The sequence below is a fragment of the Polyangium sorediatum genome (assembly GCF_029946465.1).
Lineage (GTDB): Bacteria > Myxococcota_A > Polyangia > Polyangiales > Polyangiaceae > Polyangium > Polyangium fumosum.
The window spans coordinates 379,828-400,820 of the sequence record NZ_JARZHI010000004.1 but is presented as its reverse complement, the minus strand read 5'-3'; the positions used below and the strand labels follow the sequence as shown (position 1 = coordinate 400,820).

The following is a 20,993-nucleotide window of genomic DNA, read 5'->3' as shown; positions in this document are numbered from 1 at the left end:
CTGCACCGCCCTGACCGCTGCCTGCACCGCCCTGACCGCTGCCTGCGCCGCCCTGACCGCCGCCTGCGCCGCCCTGACCGCCGCCTGCGCCGCCCTGACCGCCGCCTGCGCCGCCCTGACCGCCGCCTGCGCCGCCCTGACCGCTGCCTGCACCGCCCTGACCGCCGCCTGCGCCGCCCTGACCGCCGCCTCCTTCCACCGTTCCCGGCAAGCCCCCAGGCGAACCGCAGCCCCATGCCATCAGGAAGACCAACCCGAACCCCACGCTCCGACCCATGGCGCGCTCCTGTCTCCCCCGGCATTACAGCAGGTGCCGGGCCTTGATTTCGAGGTAACGATTGATGAGCGCGGGCGTGAGGTCGCCGGGCGCGACGTCGAGGACGAGCGCGCCGTGTTGCTTCAGGCGGCGCACGAGCTTGTCGCGAAACGAGAGGATCTCCGCGGCCGCGCCACGCAGATAGGGGCCGACGCCGGCAAGCGCCGCGGCCTCGCCCGAATGCCCCAGCGCGAGGGCGTCGACGTCGACGTCGCGCAAAAGCACGAGGAGCGGCAAATGGCGCGGCATGAGGCCACGCATGAGCTTTTCGAGCTCGGCGGCGGCGACCTCGTCGACGACCTGCGTGAAGAGCACGACGAGCGTCCGCTTTTTCACGCGGACGGCGAGCGCCTCGAAAGCAGCTCGATAATTCGTGGGGGCGAGGTCGGGCTCGATGTCGTAGCCGGCCTGCACGATCTTGCGCGTCGCGCGGGCGCCGCCCGTGAGCGGCGCATACGCGAGCACCTCCTCGGCGAACGCCATCATGGAGACCTTGTCGCCGCCGCGCGAGGCGACGTGCGAGAGCATGAGCGTCGCGTTCAAGGCGTGATCGAAGAGCGAGAGGCTCGCGAACTCGGCCGTCATGAGGCGGCCGGCGTCGATCAAGAAGACGACGTTCTGGTCGCTCTCGAGCTGGTACTCGCGGGCGGTGAGCTTCTTGCGGCGCGCCGTGGCCCGCCAATCGATGCTGCGATATTCGTCCTCGCGACGATATTCACGGAGGCGCTCGAACTCGCTCTCGCCGCCGAGGCGGCGCGAGGCGCGGACGCCGGCCGGGTCGCGGTCCTGCCGCGCGAGCAGCTCGTAGCCGCGGACGGCTTCGAGGTCGGGATACACCTTGACGGGCGAGCGCGCCGAAATGGGGTACTGGCGAATCCAGAGGCCGAGGGGCGAAGGATACCGGACGTGATGATCGCCGAGGACATGGGCGCCGCGGCGGGAGGGCGTGACGCGATATTTGAGGGTCGCATGCCCGCGCGGCAGGAGCTGCGTTTCGAGCGGGAGCTCTTCGCTCTCGGCGGAGGGAAAGAGCTCCTCCTGCACGCGCACGTGGAGCTTGCGCCGCGCGAGGGAGCGGACGTCGAGGGAGATGACGTTGGGCCGGCCAATCGAGAGCACGGCCGGGGCGCGGCGGACGACGGAGACGAGGCGGCGCCGCGCGAGCAGGGCGTCGAGGAGCGCGAGCAAGAGGATTGCTGCGTCCGTGAGGAGCATGGGGACGATCAATCCCCGGTCGAGCAGCGTAAAAAAGGAGAGGACGAGCGGCCCCGCGAACAGGAGGACGAGCGCGCGCGAGGGGACCATGTCGAAATCAGGCCGCCGTGCGCGGGACCTTCGCCTCGCGCAGGATGTCTTCGACGCAATCGTCGGCGCTCGTGCCTTCGATTTCGGCGTCGGGGTGGAGGATCAAGCGGTGGCGCAGGACGGCCGGGGCGAGCGCCTTGACGTCGTCGGGGGTGACGAAATCACGGCCCTCGCTGGCGGCCCGGGCGCGCGCCGATCCGAGCAGGCCAATCGATCCCCGCGGGGAGGAGCCGAGGTAGACGGCGCGATGGGCGCGGGTGCGGGCGACGAGGTCGGTGATGTATTCGAGGATGCCGTCGTCGACGCGCACGCTGCCGAGGGCCGCGCGCATCTCGAGGATCTCCTCGGCGGAGGCGATCCGTTCGAGGCCGGCGCGGTCGAGCTTGGCCGCGGAGAAGCCCTCGACGTGCTGGCGAAGGATCTGCTTTTCGACGGCGGCCCCCGGGTACCGGACGTGCAATTTGACGAGGAACCGGTCGAGCTGGGCCTCGGGCAAGGGATAGGTGCCCTGGGACTCGACGGGGTTTTGCGTGGCGATGACGAGGAAAGGCTCGGGCAAGGGGCGCGTGACGCCGTCCGTCGTGACGGCGAGATCCTGCATGGCTTCGAGCAGCGCCGATTGTGTCTTCGCCGGGGCGCGGTTGATCTCGTCGGCGAGCAGGAGCTGCGTGAAGACCGGGCCCTGGTGGAAGACGAAGCGGTCTTCTTTCTGGTCGAAGACGTTGCCGCCGGTGACGTCGCTCGGCATGAGGTCGGGCGTGAATTGAATGCGGCGGAAGCTCGCGCCGAAGACCTGGGCGAGGGTGCGGACGAGCAGGGTTTTTCCGAGGCCGGGGACGCCCTCGATGAGCACGTGGCCGCCGGCCAGGATCGCGAGGAGCGTGGTCTCGATGATCTCGTCCTGGCCGAGGAGGGCCTTGCCCGCCTCGCGGCGGATGCGGTCGAAGGTTTCGCGGAAGAGGGACAGGTTCATGCTTTTCGGGTCTTCTTGCGGGAGCGCTCGCGGGAGGTCCGCGCGAGGAAATGGTCGAGGGCGCGCATGACGGCGAAATCGGCAGCGGCCTGCGCCCGGTCCTTCCCGCGCGCGCGGCCAGGGACCTCGCCGGCGCGGAGGGACGCGGGCGCTGCCTCTTTTTGCGCCTCGGTGGCGTCCACGAGGACACGCATGACCTCGCCCGTGGGCTTACCGACGCGGACGCCGATGGCCTCGGCGAGCCCGGAGAGCCCCTGGCGGCCCTCGCGCGGGACACGCTCGCGGAGGCGCTCGACGGCCCACGAGGCATACAGGCCGAGGGCATGGCGCGAGGCGCCGGCGCGGGCATAGGCGAGGCCGAGGGCGCGGACGTGGTCGGCGAAGGCGCGGCGGCGATTCGCGGGCGGGTCGCGGAGCACGCCAAAGGCGCGGCCCTGCCAGAGGAAAAAGAGGCCGAGGAGCAAGACGAGCTGGAGGAGAATGGGCAAGAGGTGCGCGCGGCTCAGGGTCTCGAGGGGCGTGTCGGCGCCGAGGGAGGTCCACGCGTCGCAGAGCTCGACCTCGCGGTGGAGCGGGCGGAAGAGGGAGATCAGGAAGGCCGCGTTCTCCTCGACCGTCAAAGCGACATTCAGGAAGAGTTTGTCGTCGGCGAGGACGATGACGCGCCCGTCGCCGACCTGCTTGAAGGACGCATACACGCCATTCGAGCGGGCCAGCATGGGTTCGGCGTCCGTGAGGGTGAGCGAGGGGCCGCGGGGCACGGCGAGGACGAGCTCGCCGAGATCGACGCGATACCCCGGGGAGACGACGATGTCGCCCTCGCTGACGTTATCGAGGTCGAGGGACGCGCCGGCCCACGCGGGAAGATCGGAGACCCCCGCGACGACGAGATCACCACCGGCCTCGACCCAGCTTTGCAAGCGACGGAAATCGGCGGCCGAGATGTCGAGGTCCGGCAAGACGAGGAGGGTCGTGTCGTCTGCGTCGGGCAGTTTGTCGAGGGGCCCGCGGCGATGGCGGAAATCGATACCATACGCCGCGAGCATGGCGCCGACGCCGTGCGTGCCCGAGGGGGAGGTATCGCCGCGGAAGACGCCGTCGGATTCGTCCAATGCGGCGACGCGGCCACAAGAGACGGTCGCGGAGAGGCCGAGGATCACGGCGAGGATGCCGAGGGCCCGCGAGACGATCGGGACGACGCGGTCATGAATGCGAGCGAAGGCTTCGGCCGAAGCCGCGCGGGATCCGAACTGAACGCTCTCCACCTCCGCGACGATGCTGCGCATGTCGGCGGCGATCTCGGGCCGCTCGCGGCGGAGCGCGCGCACGTAATCGCCGTTCGTGCGAGACGCGTGGATCTCGATGATGCCGTCGCCGTCGAGGCGCCGGAGGAGCGCGGCATACACGTCGTCGATGGCGGGCCCGAACGCGCCGCGCTGGGCCGCCGCGCGGGCGCGGGCGAGCAGGCGCGCGACGTCGGTCTCGACGGGGCCGCGGGGCCCCTCGCGCCGCGGCCCCGGGGCATTCGCGGGCAGATCCTCGGGGAGAGGCTCGTCCTCGGGCGCGTCGCGCTCGGAGAGGACGTTTTTCAGGACCATCCACGCGACGAAGGCAATGAAGCCGCCGAGCAAGACGAAAAAGAGGACCCGCGCGAAGCCACTCGCGCCGGCGGCGTCGTCCGGCTCCGGAGGCGCGGGCGGCGGCGGCTCCGCGGATTTCGGGTCGGCCTGCCCCTTCCCCTCCCCCGCCCCGGGGCTCTGGCCAGGAGAGCTGCCGGGTTTGCCCGGGCCAGCCGTGCCGCTGGGTTTGCCCGAACCGGACACCTCACCGCTTCCATCCTTGCCGTGCTCGCCGCCGGGCTTGTCCTGCCCGGGCGCGCCCGCGCCGGAGCTGTCTCCATCACCGCTGGGGCCACCCTGGCCCTTCCCGTCGCCCGGGGCCCCGTCCGCCGAGGCGCTGCTGGACGAGCCGTCGAATCGACGGACGGCCGTGCGGTCATCGCGGCCGGACGATCGTCCGGCCAAACAGCGGGAGCCCGCCTTGCAGCTCGGGGAGATGCCGGGCGGGGGGCCGCCCTTCTCGATGGACGCAGACGGCTTGCGGCAGGCGGCGGGGAGCGAAGGACAAACCTCGCTGGTCTCGCCGACGAGGGGACAAAAGGCGCGCTCGTCCTCGCCGAGGGGATATTCGTCCTCGTGGCAGAACCGATAGCGCGGGTCGGTGAGGACCTCGCGGACCCGCTCGTCGGCGTTGTAGACCGGGCTCGCGCCGAGGATCGAGAGGAGCACGACGAACTTGATCACGCGGCCCTCCTGCGCTCCTGGGCGGCCCGCGCGCGGATCGCGGTGAAACGGAGCTGGATGTCCCAGCCGTCCTCCCGCGTGCGGGTGTCGATGTAATAAAGGAATCGCGCCGTGGAGACAAAAGGCACGGCCAGGAAAAACCCGGCGAGGGCCGCGAGCGAACCACCGTCGTGGAAGAACCAGCCCAAAGGACGGCCGAACTGGAGGAGGTCGTTCACGAGCCCGTCGAAGAGGAGTTCCGCCGTGAGGACACCACCGAATCGGGCGCCGAGGAGCATGAGGAGGACGAGGAACGCGTCCCCGGTGCGGCTCGCGACGAGGCGCTGGGCGCGCTCATACGCGCGCATCCCGGAGAGGCCTTCGAGCATGCAAGCCTCGTCGAGGAGCAGGAGGCGAATGCCCACGAAGGGCAGGAGCAGGAGGAACGTGACGACGCCGATCACGAGGCCCACGATGCGAAGGACGAACGAGCCGAGCAACGCGCCGAGCCGCTTGCGAAAGAGGGCAAAGACCGTGCGCGGGGTGATCGAGGGCGAAAAGATGATTTGGCTGACGGCGACGGTGAAGAGGGCCTCGACGAAGGGCACGGTGAGGAAGGCCGCGAGCCAGACGAGGAGCCAGGAAGCGTCGAGCGCATACCGGAGCGCGAGGCACCCGGCGAGGAGCGGGACGATGGCAACAAGGGTGAGCCGCGCGTAGAGGGAAAACGCGAGGGAGAAGCAGAGGCGAAACGCGAGGTCCATGACCTCGGTGAGGCTGCGCGGGCGCAGGACGATCGCGGCGTCGCCGAGGTTCAAGGTGCCTGCCCGCGTTCACGTCCGGCGAAAACGAAATACGCCGTGACGAGCAAGGAGAAGAGGGCGGCGACGGCCCATTTCACGGGCGGCGGCGCGGCCGAGGGGGACCAGAAGCCCTCGATGGCGGCGGCGATCAGCAACATGACGGCCGCGCCCACGACGAGGCAAACGATGTCGGGCGCGCTCTCGCGGAGGGAGCCGAGGCGGGTGCGGCCATGCGTGACGACGAGGGAATGCCCCATGCGGAGCCCCGCGGCGCCCGCGACGACGATGGCCGTGAGCTCGAAGGGGCCATGGCCGCACATGAACGTGCCGATGTTCCGGCCAAACCCGGCGGCCGTGACCCAACCGGTGACCATGCCGATGTTGAGCCCGTTGTAGATGAGGTAAAAGACGCTGCCGAGCCCGAAGAAGATGCCCGTGGCGAAACAACGAAACGCGATGCCGACGTTGTTCCTGACGTAAAACCCGGCCATCGCGGAATCGGCCCCCTCGCCGCGGCCCTCGTCGAAGCCCTTCGAATACATGTCGGCCATGCCGTCGAGCATGCTGCGCGGGAGGATCTGCGACGCCGCGTCGGGCACGAGGAGGGCGAGGACAATGCCCATGGCGCAGGGGATCAAGAAGAGCGCGGCGGCGAGGGCGAAAAACGACGCATTCTTGCGGAGCACCCGGGGAAATTCGCGGGTGAGGAAGGCCCCGAAGGCCGGAAGAGGGAACGGCTCGGCGCCGTACAGGGCGCTGTGCGCGCGGCCGGCGAGGTTGTCGAGGTACGCGACGAGGTCGGGCGTGCAGCGGGCGCGGCAAAGGACGAGGTCACCCGAGAGGGCCCGGTACAGCGCCGCGGCGCGGGAGATGGACGGGCCGTCGAGGTGGTGGAGGGCCTCGGCGCGCGAGACGAGGGTTTCGAGCTCGCGCCAATCGGCGCTCCGCGCCGCGACGATCTCGTCCTGGCTCTTCACAGCGGCCTCCTGCGCTCGCTGGCGCGGGCGTGGAGCAAGGCGAGGAGGCGCGCGGAGTCCTTGTTCCGGAGGCCCATGCGGCTCGCGAAGAGGGGCGCGACCATGGCCGCGAGCTCTTCTTCCCGCGCAGGGCCGAGGCCCTCCTTGCGGCGAAGAAAGAGCTCGATGGCTTCGAGCTCGTCGCCCGAGAGCGGGAGGCGCTGGGGGAGGCTCGCGAGCTCCTTCGGCGTGGGCGGAGGATCGATACGAAGCGCGGAGGCGACGGCGCGGCGCTCCTCGACGATGACCATGGTGCCCGCGACCATGTCGCCGAGGCGTCGAAACCGGCTGTCGCGGGCCATGACGACGAGGCCGATGGCATACCCCAGGGGGAGGAAATCCGCCGCGCGGAGGAGGTTGCGGAGGAAGCTGTCGCCCGTCCGCAAAGGATGGCCATGGACGGAGACGACGCGCAGATCGAGCGCGCGTTTGCCCGGGGTGCGGCCATTCCAAGCGACCTCCCAGAGCGTGTAATACCCCCACTCCAGAAGAAAAAGGATGACCAGGAGGAACCCGGTGGAGAGGCCGGAGACGGCGTCCCCGACGGCGAGGCCGCCCAGGAGGGCGATGAAGGCGAAGAGGAGGAGGACGGCGCCGCGAATCAGCCAGTCGAGCGCCCAGGCGACGACGCGGCGAGCAGGGCCGGCCACGGGGTAATGGAACCGCACGTGCTCGGGCGTCTCGATCTCCGCGGTGGTGTCGATCGGCTGGAGGCGTCGGGCCTGTTCGGCCATGGCGCCCGGATGACATCACAAGGAGGGGTGCGGGTCAAAGGGTGTCGACGTCTTCGACGACATGACCCCCCAGAGGGAGCGGCGTCACAGGCAGGGCATGTAGAGCGTCGCGTAGTTGCCGAAGCTTTGGTTCCATGCCTCCACGTGAATGACGAAACTCGCCGGCGCGCTCCCGGGATCGTGACAGTTACCCCAGTTGACGGTGTTCGCGCTCGGGAGCATGGGCATCGGCCCATCGAGCCACGCGGTATTCAAGTAATCGTACTGCCAGTACGCCGAATTGCCCCCACCCGAGTAATTGCAGACCATCCCGAAGCCGTTCTGGTGGGCGCAGCTCAGGTAGGGGACGGAGTTGTACCATTCCTCCGAGAGCCCCGGCCCCTCGATCTCCACGACTTCGTCCCCCACCTCCTCTTCCCCCGCCACGCACCCCGCGGCGAAGGGCATGACGAACAGCGCGGCAGCCAGCGACAAAGCGCGGTGATGAATCATGATTCTCCTCGACCTCTCTCCTCGCGCGGAGCACCCGCGCTCTACAGGAGTCGTTGCTCGCCGGCGTGTCCATCCTTCAGGAAATCGTTCGAGGCGGTCGCATCGAGCCTCCGATGCCCCGCTCACTCCTCACAGAACCCCTCCGTGCACATCCATTTCAAGTTCGACAGGAGGCGGCGGAGGTCGCGCAGGCAGCCGGTCCCGCCGTCGTACCCGAGGCTCTTGCCCGGGTCGTCGCCCCGCGGGAGCACCTCCTGGCGCTTGAGGTAGAGCGGACACGCGCATCCGGGGCAATCGTCCCGATCATGCCAGTAACAACGGCCGGCGCGGACCGGCGAGGCGTGGTGCGTCACCCGGGTGATCTCGAGGAGCTTGCGATCACAACGCTCGTCCCACGTGCCCTCGCAGCAAGACGGCTCGAATTCGCACACGTTTCGCCCACAGACGTCGCCGTCCCCGGGGACCTCCTCCGCCTCGCCCTCCGGCGCGCGGCTGCGGAGCTCGTCCGGGCTCCCGGCGACCCCAGGGCGAGCCTCCACGCGCGGCGCCTCCCGCACAGGCGCGAAGCTCTCTTCCTCGGCCTCGATGCGCGGAATCGTGTCGTGCGCCGAAGCGCCGAATACGAAGGCGACGGCCGCGAGGGCAAACACCACGCGGGGCGCACGGTCGAGCCACCGGGCGAGGCTGCCGCGCGACGGTTCGTTCACGAGCGCAGCGACGAACGCCGCCGAACGAATGCGCTCGGAGGGGCGCATGCGGCGAACGGGGCGAGAGGCCGCGAGCAGGCGCTTCGCCAGAGGAGAGAGCTCCTCGCCCCTCGGAGCGTGATCCCGCGCAGCCATCAGCGCCGCCCCGCCTTGCCGCCCGCCGCGCGCGCCGCCGCGCGCGTCATCGCCTTCTCGAAATCACGCCGCGCCGCATGAAGACGCGAATACACCGTGCCGACGGGAATCCCGAGCAGCACGGCGATACGGTCGCATTCGATCCCCTCGATCTCGTACATGACGAGGACGGCACGTTTGTCGAGGTCGAGCATGTCGAGGACCCGCTCGACCTCGCGGCGCTCCTGCCCACGCGCGAGCGCCTGCTCGGGATCGGCGTCGATGTCCTCGATGTCCCATTCGGGGTCCACGGGGATCTCGTGACGCACGTGGGCCCGGCGCCGGTGCGCCGCCGCGACGCGCCGGCAAATGCCGAAGAGCCACGCCGTCATGCTGGCGCGGCCGTCGTACGAGGCGAGGCGGCGGTGCACGACGAGGAAGACCTCCTGGTGCGCGTCCTCGAGCGCCGCGCCGCGCACGCCGAGGCGCTGCAAGCAGGCAAAGACGAACTCGGCGTGGCGCGCGTGCACGGCGGCGAGCTCGGGCGCAGGCGTGGATGCGTCCTCCCCGGCTGCGCCGGCGAACCACGTCGCGCTCTCGAACCAGGACCAGCTCACACGGGCACCCGATCCCATGTTGCTGGCACGAGCCGCAGTCCTTCACCAAAAAGGACACGGCCCGCGAGATCACCTGTATCGCCGGCTCAACCCACCCCAACGTAGAGCACGAGCACAATCGCCGCGACGAGGAGCAGCGCGCCGAGCCCGATGACGACGACCAGCCGAACGGACCGGGACGCCGCGGGCGCCGCGCGTGGCGTGGCCGTCGGCACGACCGTGGGCGCGGCGGCGGGCGCCGCGCGTGTCTCCGGCGGGAGGGGAATGCCGTGCTTCTGGAGCCAGGCACAAAGCGCTTCGTGCATCTCCGCGGCCGTCTGGAAGCGGGCGTCGGGGTCGCGTGACATCGCGCGACGAATGACCGCCGAAAGCTCGGGATCGAGCGAAGGCAGGTGCGTCTCGGGCGGCGGCGGGTCCTGCGAGACCACACGAAATGCGAGCTCGACCGCGTTTCGCACGTCGAAGGGGACCTTGCCCGTGACGCTCTCGTAAAGGATGACGCCCGCTGCATACACGTCCGTGCGCGGGTCGACCTTGTCGGAGCTGCGGATCTGCTCGGGCGACATGTACATCGGCGTGCCGACCATGGCCCCGGTGCGCGTGAGGGCCTGGCCCGCATTCGTGAGCTTCGAGGCGCCGAAATCGAGGATCTTGAGGAAGGGGCCGCCCTGGGGGCCCGGCACGAGGAAGAGGTTCGCGGGCTTCAAATCGCGGTGCACGATGCCGAGCGCGTGCGCCTTTGATAAGCCGGCGAGGAGCTGGACGACGAGCGAGGCGGCCTCCTCGGCCGGGAGCGGGCGGCGTTTCCGCATGAGATCGGCGAGCGTGCCGCCGTCGAGGTATTCGAGGACGATGAATCGTCCCTCGGGAGAGGCGCCCGCGCCGTGCACGAGGACGATGTGCTCGGAGCCGATGCGGCTCGCGGCCTCGGCCTCGCGCTCGAATCGCTGGACGATCTCGGTGTTCTGCGAGAGCTCGCGGTGCAAGAGCTTCACCGCGACGCGCTGGCCCCGCACGTCGTCGACGGCCTCGTACACGGCGCTGACCGCGCCCTCCCCGAGGAATCGCACGACACGAAAGCGCCCCGCGACGAGATGACCAGGCTCGAGCTCCATGGGTCTCCGTCAGGCCTCCAGGACGACCGCGCTCTTGGGATTCCAACCGACGACGACCGAGGTGCCCTGCTCGAGTTCCCCGTGCGTGGCCGGCGGCTCGGTCGCGACGACCCGCTCGCCGCTCTTGAGGCGCACCACGGTCTTCCAGACGGAGCCGACGAACACCGTCTCCTCGACGGTCCCGGGAAGCACGACGCCCTCGGATTCGTGGCCCTCGGCCTTGCGGACGGTGACCATTTCGGGGCGCACGCTCAAGGAGATGCCACGACCCGATTCGAGCACGGCGTCGGGCTCGATCGGGATCCGCGCGCCGCCGAGGGAAAACGCATGCGAGGAGCCCTCGCGATGCACCTCGCCCGCGAGCAGGTTGGTCTCGCCGATGAAATCGGCGACGAAGCGGGTCTTCGGGCGGTTGTAAATGGCGACGGGCGCGTCGATCTGCTCGATCCGGCCGCCGTTCATCACGGCGACGCGATCGCTCATCGTGAGCGCCTCCTCCTGGTCGTGCGTGACGTAGACGAACGTCATGCCGAGCTTGCGCTGGAGGCTCTTCAGCTCGAATTGCATCTCCTTGCGGAGCTTCAAGTCGAGCGCGCCGAGGGGCTCGTCGAGCAGGAGGACAGTGGGGCCATTGACGATCGCGCGCGCGACGGCGACGCGCTGCTGCTGGCCGCCGGAGAGCTCGCGCGGCTTGCGCGCGGCGAACGTGTCCATACGCACCATCGCGAGGACCTCCGTCACCTTGCGCTCGATCTCGGCCTTGGGGAGGCGCTTCTGTTCGAGCCCATAAGCGACGTTCTGGCGCACGCTCATGTGGGGGAAGAGGGCGTAGCTCTGGAAGACCGTATTGACGTCGCGCTTGTACGGCGGGAGCGCGGAGACCTCGCGGCCGTCGAGGTAGATCTCGCCCGAGGTGGGCATCTCGAAGCCGCCGATCATGCGCAGCGTCGTCGTCTTGCCGCACCCGCTCGGGCCGAGGAAGGTGAGGAATTCGCCCTTCTCGATGGATAGATCGAGCGATTTGACGACCTCGACGTCGCCGAAGCGCTTGACGACCTTGCGTAGCTCCACGATGCCCAAAACGTTTTACTCCTTGTCGCGGCCGCCGAGCGCGGTGCCGAGCAGGATGAGGCCGATCGATCCAGCAAAGACGAGGGTCGAGATCGCGTTGACCTCGGGAGAAATGCCCCGGCGCATCATGGCCCAGATCTGAATGGGCAGGGTGTTGTCGCCCGCGATGAGGAAAAACGTGACCGGAATCTCGTCGAGCGAGAGCGTGAACGAGAGGAGCGCCGAGCCGATGATGGCCGTCTTGATGTTCGGCAGGACGACCCTGAAGAAGGTCGTGATCGGCGGCGCGCCGAGATCCGCCGAGGCCTCTTCGAGCGATGGATCGAGGCGCCGGAGGCGCGCATAGACCTGCGTGAGCGTGATCGCGATGAGGAACGTGCCGTGGCCGATGAGGACGGCGAGGAGCGAGACGGGGACGCCGATGAGCGGAAAGAAGCTCAACATAGCGACGCCCGTGACGATGCCTGGCAAGGTGAGGGGCAAAAGGACGATCCGTTCGAGGATCCGTTTGCCCGGGAAATCGTGGCGCGCGAGCGCGATGGCGCCGGGGACGCCGAGGAGGAGGCCGATCGAGGTGCCGCCGAGCGCGACGAGGAGGCTGATGCGCAGCGCCGCGAGGAGCTGCTCGTCGTCGAGCAGCATGCGATACCAGCGGAGGGAAAAGCCGCGCATCGGGAAGACGTTCACCGCGTCGGGATTGAACGAATACACGACGACGACGACCATCGGCAGGTAAATGAACGCGAGGACGAACGCCGCCGCGGAGCCGACGAGGAACGTGGGCAGATCGAAGCGGCGCTTCAACGCGCGCCTCCCAGGCGGCCGCGGCCCGATTCGAGGCTCGCGAACGATTTCTCCGCGCGCGACGTCGTCTCCAGGAGCGCCACGACGACGACGAGCAAGACGATCCCGACGACGGAGCCGAGGGGACGATCGTTCGAGGTGCCGAAGAGGTTCTGCACGACGTTCGAGATCATGAGGTTGTCGGTGCCGCCGAGCAGGACGGGCGCGAGGAAATCACCGAGCGTCAGCACGAACGCGAAGGTGCCGCCCGCGATGACGCCCGGGAGCGAGAGCGGGAGCACGACGCGGAAGAACGTGGTGATACGGCCGGCCCCGAGGTCCTTCGAGGCCTCGACGAGCGAGCGCGGGATCTGCTCGAACGCGGTGTACACCGGCATGAGCACGAAGGGCGTGTAGATGTGGACGAGGCCGATGATGATGGCCCATTCACTGTAGAGGAACGCCTCGACGGGCGCGTCCGTGATCTTCGCCCATTGCAGAAAGGAATTCAGGATCCCTTCACGGCCGAGGATGATCTTCCACGCATAGGCGCGGACGATGTAGCTCACCCAGAGCGGGACGATGATGAGGCTGTAGAGCAATTCCTTCCCGCGGCGCACCTTGAAGGCGATGAAGTACGCGAGCGGCACGCTGAAGAGCACGGCGAGGCTCGTGACGGTCAGCGCGATCTTGAAGGTGTAGAGCAGCGTGCTGCGGTAGAGGGTCTTCGTGAAGAAGGCCTTCCACGCGTCGAGCGAGGGCTCGAGAACGACGTCGCCGAGGTCGTTCGTGCCGAGGAAGCTCTGAAAGAACAGGCCCAGGTAGGGCAGGACGAGGAAGCAGAGCAGCCAGAGCGCAGGGGGCAGGACGAGGAACAGGAGCGCCCGCCGCTTCGGCGGAGTTTGCGCGTGAATCGATGCCTTCGCGGCGGGCGCCGTATCCATTCGTGTTCGCCTACTTCGCGCTCTTCACCTCGTTCCAGAGCTCGTTGTACTTCTTGCGCTCCTTCACGTATTGCCAGAAGTTCAGGCGCTTGAAGTACGTCTCGCCCTCGGTGACACACGGGCTCTTCTTGAGGTCCTCGGACATGTGCTCCTTGGCCTTCGCGTTCGCCACGCAATATCCGCCCGTCGCCTCGAAGACAAGCGCCTGGGCCTTGGGCGTCGTGACGTAATCGAGGTACGCGAGCGCGAGGTCCTTGTTCTTCGAGGACGAGGTGATCATGAGCCTATCGATCCAGCCCGTCGCGCCCTCCTCGGGGATCACGCCCTTGAGGTTCAGCCCTTCCTTGTTGAGCGTGCCGACCGTGAGCGGCCAGCCGACGGCCAGGACGACCTCTTTGTTCTTGAAGAGATCGTTGAGCTCCCCCGCCGTCGCCCAGTACTTGCGCACCTGGGGCTTGAGCTCGACGAGCTTCTTCTTCGCCTCGGCGAGCTGCTCGTCCGTCATGTTGTAGAGCGCCGCCTGGTTCGTCTTGTCGAGCCCCATGATCTGGCCGACGAGATAGATGTTCGAGATGTCGTCCCAGAGCGTGACCTTGCCCTTGTACTGGGCGTCGTAGAAGACCTTCCAGCTCTTCGGCTCCTCCTTCACGACATTCGCGTCGTAAATGAGGTAGTCGGGGCCCCAGGTGAAGGGGACGCCGTATTGCTTGCCGTCCTTCTTCGCGTCGTCGAGGTTCTTCAGCGCATCCGCGAGGTCGCCCCAGCTCGCGATCTTGCTCGTATCGATCGGATCGACGAGGCCGCCCTGCACGAGGGTATACGCGACGTCCGAGGACGGCGAGACGATGTCGTACACGCCGGGGCTCGACTTGAGCTTCGCCACGAGCTCATCACTCGAACCGAAATACGTGCCCTTGACGGTGACGCCGTATTTCTCCTCGAACCCCTTCGTGAACTTGGGATCGGCATACCCCTCCCACGCGAGGATGTTCAAGGTCTGGCCCTTGAACTTCTCGGCAGGGTCGGCCGGCTTCTGCGCAGCCGCCGAGCCTCCAGGCGCCGCGCTGCCCGTCGGCGCCGCGCCCTCCGGCTTCTTTTCGCCCTGACAGCCGAGCGAAACGATCCCGAGCATGGCGAGGCCCGCCGCCGATACCCACGAAGACATACGAATCATCGCGAATCCTCCAATCCCCACGGTAGGTTCATCCCCTGTACGAAATGACGGTCTTGCGCTCGCTGTACTCTTCCATCGCGTAACGCACGCCCTCGCGGCCAAGACCGGATTCCTTCACGCCGCCATAAGGCATGTGATCGGCGCGATAGGTGGGGACCTCGTTGATCATGACGCCGCCGACCTCCAGATCCTCGACCGTACGGCGCGCGACGCGCAAGCTGTCGGTGAAGACGCCCGCCTGAAGGCCATACTTCGAGCGATTCACGGCCTCGATGGCCTCGCCGACGTCGCGGTACGTGAGCAGGTTCAGGACCGGCCCAAAGACCTCCTCCCGCACGATCGCGAGCGCCTCGCCCGGACGATCGAGGACCGTCGGCTGGAGGAGGTTGCCCTCGCGCTTGCCGCCGCAAAGGACGTTCGCGCCCGCCTTCTGCGCCTCGTCGATCCACGCCGTGATGCGATCGGCCGCCTTGCCGTCGATGACCGGGCCGACGAGCACGCCCTCGCCGCGCGGATCGCCCGTCTTGATGCGGGCGACCTCCTCCAGCAAGAAGCCGCGGAACGCCTCCTCGACGCTCTCCTCGACCCACACGTTTTGCACGGAAATGCAGACCTGGCCGGCATACGCGAAGGCCCCGTACGCGACGCGCGCGGCGGCGCGGACGAGGTCGGCCCCGCCATGCACGAGGACCGCCGCATTGCCGCCGAGCTCGAGCACGCTGCGCTTGCCGCGCGCCATGCCCTGGATGCTCCAGCCGACCGAGGCGCTGCCCGTGAAGCTGACGACGGCGACACGCGGATCACGAATCGCGCGGCCCGTGACCTCGTTCGGGGCGTTGATCGTCTGGAGCGCGGCGAGCGGAATGGTCTCGCGGCTCTCGGAGACCTCGTTCGCCGCCGCCTCGAAGACCTCGGCGAGCAGGCGGACGGCGCCCGGCGTTTGCGGCGCCGGTTTGATGAGCACGGGCGCGCCGATCGCGAGCGCAGGCACGACCTTGTGCGCGACGAGGTTCAGCGGGAAGTTGAAGGGCGTGATCGCGAGGACGGGCCCCCGCGGGACGAAGAGGCTCGTGCCCGGCTCGTACGCGCGGCCCGCCGCGTCGATGTCGACGGGGAAGACCTCGCCGCCATACCGCTTGGCCTCCTCGGCGCCGACGATGAACGTGGTGATCGCGCGGGACACCTCGGCGTCCGCGAGCGCCGCGGGTTTGCCGGCCTCGTCGACGATCGACGTGACGAACTTCGCCCGCTCCTCGTCGATCCGCCGCGCCATCGCGGCGAGGAGGCGGCTGCGCAGGTACCGGCTCGTCTTGCGGAAGCGCGTCTGCGCGGCCTTCGCGGCCGAGAGCGCGCGCTCCATGAGGGCTTCGTCCGCCTCCTCCGCGACCGCGACGATGCGGCCGCTGTAGGGGGATTTGATGGTGTGCGTGCGAGACGATTCCCGCCACGCGCCGTCAATGAAGAGCAGGTGCCGGCTCATGCGCTCCTCCCGAGTTCTGCGAGCCCCGCTTCGAGAATCACGAGCCCTTCGTCGAGCTCGGCATCTTCGAGGGTGAGCGGCGGGGCCAGTCGAATGACGTTGCCGTACGTGCCAGCGCCGAGGACGACGACGCCGTGCTGGTAGCAGTATTTCGCGAGCGCCTGCGCCGCGGCCTTGTCGGGCTCGCGCGTCCGAGGATCCCGCACGAGCTCGATGGCCCGCATGGGGCCGATGCCGCGCACGTCGCCGATGATCGGAAAACGCTCTTTCCAGGCGAGGAGGCGCGCGCCGATCTGCTCGCCGACGGCCTGAATGCGCTTCAAAAGCGCGCCGCCGTCGGCCTCGAAACGATCGAGCACGGCGAGCGCAGCCGCGATGGCGACGGGATTTCCGCCGAACGTGCCGCCGATCGCGCCCTCGACGGGCGCATCCATGATCTCGGCGCGGCCGACGACCGCGGAGATCGGAAGGCCCGATCCGAGGCCCTTCGCGAGCGTGACGAGGTCGGGCTCGACGCCGTAGTGCTCGCACGCGAAGAGCGCGCCGGTGCGGCCGAAGCCGGTCTGGATCTCGTCGACGATGAGGACGATGCCGTGCTCCTTGCAGAAGCTCGCGAGCTCTTGGACAAAAGGCACGGGCGCGTCGACGAAGCCGCCCTCGCCGAGGATGAGCTCGATGACGACGGCGGCGACGTTGTTCGCGCCGACGTGGTGCAGGACGAGCTCACGGAACTCACGCAGGGCCCACGCGGAGGCATCCGGCTCGGGCGAGCGGTAGGCGTAGGGGAACGGCGTGCGGTACACCTCGGGGACGAAGGGCGCGAAGCCCTGCCGATAGCCGACCTTGCTGGTCATGCTCATCGCGAGGTAGGTGCGGCCGTGGAAGGCGTGGTCGAAGACGACGACGCCCTGGCGTTTCGTGTGGGCGCGGGCGATCTTGACGGCGTTCTCGACGGCCTCGGCGCCGCTGTTCGCGAGGAAGGCCTTCTTCGCGAAGCTGCCGGGCGTGATGCGGTTCAGGCGCTCGCAGAGCGTGACGTAGCCCTCGTAAGGGACGACGTTGAAGCTCGTGTGCAAGAAGCGCTCGGCCTGCGCCTGCACGGCCTGCACGACGTCCTCCGGCGTGTGGCCGAGGTTCGTCACGGCGATACCCGACGCAAAATCGAGGAGTCGATTGCCGTCGACGTCCTCGATCACCGCGCCGTGCGCCTTCGCGACGAAGATGGGCGTGCCGTGGAACGGCCCCCGAGCGACCGCCGCGCGCCGCTGCTCCATGAGCGCCCGGCTCCGAGGCCCCGGGATCTCGGTCTTCAATTCGATCCGCATGCGGTCTCTCCCAAAAACGTCGGCTAGTACCAGCCGAGCGGGGCCTCGTCCAGATTGATGTTGACCTGCTTGGTCTCGAGATACGCCTCGATGCCGTAGAGCCCGAGCTCGCGGCCGGTGCCGCTCTGCTTGTAGCCGCCCCAAGGCATCTCGTTGAACGTCGGATGATACGTGTTCACCCAGGTGATGCCGGCGCGAAGCTCACGGATGACGCGGTGCGCGCGCGTGAGGTTCTTCGTCCAGACCGCCGCCGCGAGGCCGTACTCGCTGTCGTTCGCGAGCGCGATGGCCTCCTCCTCGGTGTCGAAGGGCAGGACGCTGAGGACCGGCCCGAAGATCTCCTCGCGCGCGATGCGCATCGAGGGCTTGACGTCGACGAAGATCGTGGGCTCGAGGAAGTGCCCCTTCGCGAGCGCCGGATCCGCGGGGCGTTTGCCGCCGCAGACGAGCCGCGCGCCCTCGTCGACGCCGATGCGGATGTACGACTCGACCTTGTCCCGGTGCGCCGCCGAGACGAGCGGGCCCATCTTCGTCGCGGCATCGAGGCCATGGCCGACCTTCACGCGCGGGATCTTCTCGACCATCGCAGCGACGAGGCGATCGTGGATCGATCGCTCGACGAGGAGGCGAGATCCCGCGGAGCAGACCTCGCCCTGGTTCGCGAAGGCGCCGAAGAGCGCGCCGTCGACGGCGGACTCGAAATCGGCGTCGGCGAAGACGATGTTCGGGTTCTTGCCGCCGAGCTCGAGCGTGACCTTCTTCAAGTTGCCCGAGGACGCGAGGAGGATCTTGCGGCCGGTGACGGTGCCGCCGGTGAAAGCGACCTTGTCGACGCGCGGGCTCTCGGCGAGCTCCTCGCCCGCGCCGGCGCCCGGGCCCGTGATGATGTTGACGACGCCGGGCGGAAACCCGACCTCGGTGAGGATGCGGCCGAGCTCCAAGGCCGTGAGGGGCGTCAGCTCCGACGGTTTGAGCACACACGTGTTGCCGGCCGCGAGGGCGGGGGCGAGCTTCCACGCGGCCATGAGGAGCGGGTAGTTCCAGGGGATGATCTGGCCGCAGACGCCGAGGGGCTCCCGGACGACGAAGCTGACGCTGTTCGCCGGGACGTTCATGGTCTCGCCGGCGATCTTGGTGGCGAGGCCGCCGTAGAACTCGAAGCAGTTGGCGGCGTCGGCGACGTCGAACTGGGCCTCGGCGAGGGGCTTGCCGCAGCTCTGGACTTCGAGGCGCGCGAGGGCGTCGGCCTCCTTGGTGAGGGCCTCGGCGAGCTTGAAGAGGAGTTTGGCGCGATCGAGCGCGGTGGTCTTGCGCCAGGGGCCACGATCGAAGGCCTCACGAGCGGCGTCGATGGCCGCACGCGCGTCCTCCCGGGAGGCCTCGGGGACCGTGGCGACGATCTCGCCATTGGCCGGGTCGTGAAGCTCACGCGTCTGACCGGAGACGCTGTCCACCCAATTCCCACCGATGAGCATCTGATAGCGTTTCATTGCGCGGCCCTCTCCTCCCCTCGGAAGGCGGGGAGTCTACCCGGGAAGAGGGCTGCCGCGGGAGAAAAAAGGGCGCGCGGGCGGACGAGGGAGCGACGCGGACGGAGGGGTGGGAGTGAGCGTGGGGGCGGGCGGAGGAGCAGGGGCAAACGAGGGGTGGGGTGCGTTGCGAGGTGCGGAGGGGATGGAGTAAGGTGCCCGAGCGCGGGCGCGGTCGAGTCGCGAAGCGCACGGATGGGACGGAGCGCATGGCGAAGCTCAAGCGGCTGAAGATCAACAAGTTCCGGAATGTCGAGCCGGTCGAGCTGCACTTCAGCGATGGGTTCAACGTGCTGCTCGGGATCAATGGGTCGGGGAAGACGACGCTGCTGGAGTTGATTGCAGCGCTCTTAAGCCGGGATCTCTCCACCATCGAGGACGAGGAGTTCTCAGTCGAGTATCGAATCGCGTTTGAATCTGCGGTGGTCGAGGTTGTGCTCGAAAACCGCCTGCGCCGCTCGGAACCTGTCGTCGCGATGGGGAGACGCGCACTCACGAAAGTAGAAAACGAACACGACTTGCTCGTCAAGCTCCGCATACGCGAGCACTCCGCCCCCGAGGAAGACGCGGAGGAGGATTGGCGCGATATCCCTGACGACGAATTCGGCGGTTCGCCATGGTCCCTCGGCATCCAGAACCGTGGAATCTGCGAATCGATGGAAACGCTCGAGCGCATTTCTCGATTCGACGAGTCCATCGACTTTTTCCGTTCACTGTTCAGCAATGACGACGTTCAACGGTTCATCACCGCCGTGGGCGATCTGGAAGACGAAGCCTCGGCGCTCTTCTTCGCATATCCTCGCCAGAAGGTATCACGCGCGCTCATGACCGCGCTGAGTGAGGAGAGCAAGGGCCAATGGTCCAAATGGCGCGAACCGAAGTCGTTCAGGTTCTCCACGGAGCACTTGCCATTCCTGTTCGAGATGATCCGCCTCGCCGGGTTGAAGGATGGATGGCTCGATCTCCGTCTCTTGATGACGCATAAAAACGTCGCTGAATCCGTCATGTATCAAGGATTCGGCGACATGGAGTTCTGGTTCGAACGTCAAGACGGCTCCCGCGTCCGCGCCGACAAGCTCAGCCACGGCCAGAAGCGCCTCCTCGCTTTCCTCTACTACCTCGACTGCAACCCGCACATCGTCATCGCCGACGAGCTCACGAACAGCCTGCACCACGCGTGGATCACCGCCTGCCTCCAGGCGATCGGCGACCGCCAAGCCTTCCTCGCGAACCAGGATCCCCTCCTCCTCGACGAGCTCGAATTTTCTTCGGCTGAAGACGTCAAGCGCGCCTTCATCCTCTGCCGCTGCGATACGAGCTCGGGCAAGGAGCGCCTCATCTGGTCCAACATGAGCGACTACGACGCCGAGCGCTTCTTCGAGGCTTACAACGTCGGCCTCCAGCACGTCAGCGAGATCCTTCGAGACAAGAACTTATGGTGAGCGGCCGACGCTTCGTCGCCAGCATCCTGGTCCTCACGGAGGATGGCCACCACGAACCCCTTCGCGCGCTCGTGCGGCGCATGCTGCGCCTCGTCGATCCGAACCACGACCCCACGTCCATCGACGTGCAGGGGGATCATCCCGAGGCGCAGGAGGCCGCAACGGCGAATCTCGCCAAAGGAAGCCACAAGCGCCTCGTCGCTCTCGCGCGCGCCATCGCGACGCACATCTACGTCGAGGCGAACTTCGTGTTCCATCACGTCGACGCGGACCGACCCTTCAGCGACACACGCCGCGATGTCCCGGAGAACGTGAGGTTCCACGAGCGGGTGCTCGGCGTCGTGCGCCAGCACATCGAACACCTGAGGCAGAAGCACAGCGACGGCCGAGCGCCCGACTCGTTCATGCATCGGGTTCGCGTCCTCGTGCCCTACTACAGCATCGAGGCCTGGCTCTTCCAGAATACGCGTGTCGGCCGCTCGTTGTGCCAGAAGCACCACCGGGGCCAACACGCAACGCAGTGGAACAGGTGGGAAGAGAAGCGTGAGGCGCTCGACGAGATCGAGAAGCCCAAGAAGAACCCGTGCGTGGACGCGCGGTACTACGTCGACCTGGCCAGCAAGGATTACCCGTCGAGCGCCGTTTACGACGTCGGAAAATCGTTCACGCAAGCTGTGGACGGCCTAAAGAAGTGCGAGCCGCTCTGCGCCGCACTCGCCGCGACCTACGCACCGGACACGCCGAACGCGGGCTCGGACGCGTAGGACGTAG

Annotated in this window: 19 protein-coding genes and 1 pseudogene; 2 read left to right on the top strand and 18 right to left on the bottom strand. The window is 68.0% G+C overall.

The features are described 5' to 3' along the window. From QHF89_RS07840 to QHF89_RS07755, 18 genes and pseudogenes are all read right to left on the bottom strand, one after another. Positions 1 to 277 (bottom strand): annotated as a pseudogene (locus tag QHF89_RS07840) (hypothetical protein); the annotation flags it as partial. A 24-nt stretch (positions 278 to 301) separates the two neighbouring features. After that, entirely contained in the window at positions 302 to 1,621 is a 1,320-nt protein-coding gene (locus tag QHF89_RS07835; protein ID WP_136965730.1) for a DUF58 domain-containing protein, read from the bottom strand. Between the two features lie 7 nt (positions 1,622 to 1,628). Beyond that, positions 1,629 to 2,594 carry an AAA family ATPase gene (locus QHF89_RS07830; protein WP_136929552.1) on the bottom strand — a complete coding sequence of 322 codons (966 nt, stop codon included), beginning with the start codon at positions 2,592 to 2,594 and terminating at the stop codon, positions 1,629 to 1,631. After that, complete coding sequence (locus tag QHF89_RS07825; RefSeq protein WP_136965731.1) at positions 2,591 to 4,897, bottom strand: DUF4350 domain-containing protein; 2,307 nt, start codon at positions 4,895 to 4,897, stop codon at positions 2,591 to 2,593. The genes QHF89_RS07830 and QHF89_RS07825 overlap by 4 nt, the downstream gene beginning before the upstream one ends. Further along, positions 4,894 to 5,694 carry a hypothetical protein gene (locus tag QHF89_RS07820; RefSeq protein WP_136965732.1) on the bottom strand — a complete coding sequence of 267 codons (801 nt, stop codon included), beginning with the start codon at positions 5,692 to 5,694 and terminating at the stop codon, positions 4,894 to 4,896. The genes QHF89_RS07825 and QHF89_RS07820 overlap by 4 nt, the downstream gene beginning before the upstream one ends. Next, on the bottom strand, positions 5,691 to 6,656 hold the full coding sequence (locus QHF89_RS07815) for a stage II sporulation protein M (protein ID WP_136965733.1): 966 nt from the start codon (positions 6,654 to 6,656) through the stop codon (positions 5,691 to 5,693). The genes QHF89_RS07820 and QHF89_RS07815 overlap by 4 nt, the downstream gene beginning before the upstream one ends. Beyond that, positions 6,653 to 7,429, bottom strand: a complete 777-nt coding sequence (locus tag QHF89_RS07810) for an RDD family protein (protein WP_136965734.1) — start codon at positions 7,427 to 7,429, stop codon at positions 6,653 to 6,655. Before QHF89_RS07810 ends, QHF89_RS07815 begins: the two co-directional genes overlap by 4 nt. An 84-nt stretch (positions 7,430 to 7,513) precedes the next feature. Beyond that, positions 7,514 to 7,921 (bottom strand): hypothetical protein, encoded by a 408-nt coding sequence (locus QHF89_RS07805; RefSeq protein ID WP_136965735.1) that lies wholly within the window; start codon positions 7,919 to 7,921, stop codon positions 7,514 to 7,516. A gap of 122 nt (positions 7,922 to 8,043) precedes the next feature. Then, positions 8,044 to 8,676: a hypothetical protein gene (locus QHF89_RS07800; RefSeq protein WP_136965736.1), complete on the bottom strand. Its 633-nt coding sequence runs from the start codon at positions 8,674 to 8,676 to the stop codon at positions 8,044 to 8,046. Between the two features lie 86 nt (positions 8,677 to 8,762). After that, a complete protein-coding gene (locus QHF89_RS07795) occupies positions 8,763 to 9,359 on the bottom strand; it encodes an RNA polymerase sigma factor (protein ID WP_170229118.1) in 597 nt (198 codons plus the stop codon). An 86-nt stretch (positions 9,360 to 9,445) separates the two neighbouring features. Beyond that, entirely contained in the window at positions 9,446 to 10,474 is a 1,029-nt protein-coding gene (locus tag QHF89_RS07790) for a serine/threonine-protein kinase (RefSeq protein WP_136965737.1), read from the bottom strand. A gap of 9 nt (positions 10,475 to 10,483) precedes the next feature. Beyond that, entirely contained in the window at positions 10,484 to 11,545 is a 1,062-nt protein-coding gene (locus QHF89_RS07785) for an ABC transporter ATP-binding protein (RefSeq protein ID WP_284720209.1), read from the bottom strand. A gap of 15 nt (positions 11,546 to 11,560) precedes the next feature. Beyond that, on the bottom strand, positions 11,561 to 12,349 hold the full coding sequence (locus tag QHF89_RS07780) for an ABC transporter permease (RefSeq protein ID WP_284720208.1): 789 nt from the start codon (positions 12,347 to 12,349) through the stop codon (positions 11,561 to 11,563). Next, entirely contained in the window at positions 12,346 to 13,272 is a 927-nt protein-coding gene (locus QHF89_RS07775) for an ABC transporter permease (RefSeq protein WP_136965739.1), read from the bottom strand. Before QHF89_RS07775 ends, QHF89_RS07780 begins: the two co-directional genes overlap by 4 nt. A gap of 10 nt (positions 13,273 to 13,282) precedes the next feature. After that, positions 13,283 to 14,446: an ABC transporter substrate-binding protein gene (locus QHF89_RS07770; RefSeq protein ID WP_136965740.1), complete on the bottom strand. Its 1,164-nt coding sequence runs from the start codon at positions 14,444 to 14,446 to the stop codon at positions 13,283 to 13,285. Between the two features lie 28 nt (positions 14,447 to 14,474). Continuing rightward, on the bottom strand, positions 14,475 to 15,926 hold the full coding sequence (locus tag QHF89_RS07765; protein ID WP_136965741.1) for an aldehyde dehydrogenase family protein: 1,452 nt from the start codon (positions 15,924 to 15,926) through the stop codon (positions 14,475 to 14,477). After that, a complete protein-coding gene (gene gabT / locus QHF89_RS07760) occupies positions 15,923 to 17,251 on the bottom strand; it encodes a 4-aminobutyrate--2-oxoglutarate transaminase (protein WP_136965742.1) in 1,329 nt (442 codons plus the stop codon). The genes QHF89_RS07765 and gabT overlap by 4 nt, the downstream gene beginning before the upstream one ends. Before the next feature lie 23 nt (positions 17,252 to 17,274). Next, a complete protein-coding gene (locus QHF89_RS07755) occupies positions 17,275 to 18,741 on the bottom strand; it encodes an aldehyde dehydrogenase family protein (RefSeq protein WP_136965743.1) in 1,467 nt (488 codons plus the stop codon). Positions 18,742 to 18,989: 248 nt separating this feature from the next. On the opposite strand from QHF89_RS07755, the gene QHF89_RS07750 reads away from it, so the two are divergent. Both QHF89_RS07750 and QHF89_RS07745 read left to right on the top strand, forming a co-directional pair. After that, positions 18,990 to 20,222 (top strand): AAA family ATPase, encoded by a 1,233-nt coding sequence (locus tag QHF89_RS07750; protein ID WP_136965745.1) that lies wholly within the window; start codon positions 18,990 to 18,992, stop codon positions 20,220 to 20,222. Continuing rightward, a complete protein-coding gene (locus tag QHF89_RS07745) occupies positions 20,216 to 20,986 on the top strand; it encodes a hypothetical protein (RefSeq protein WP_136965746.1) in 771 nt (256 codons plus the stop codon). The genes QHF89_RS07750 and QHF89_RS07745 overlap by 7 nt, the downstream gene beginning before the upstream one ends. The last annotated feature ends 7 nt before the right edge of the window (positions 20,987 to 20,993 follow it).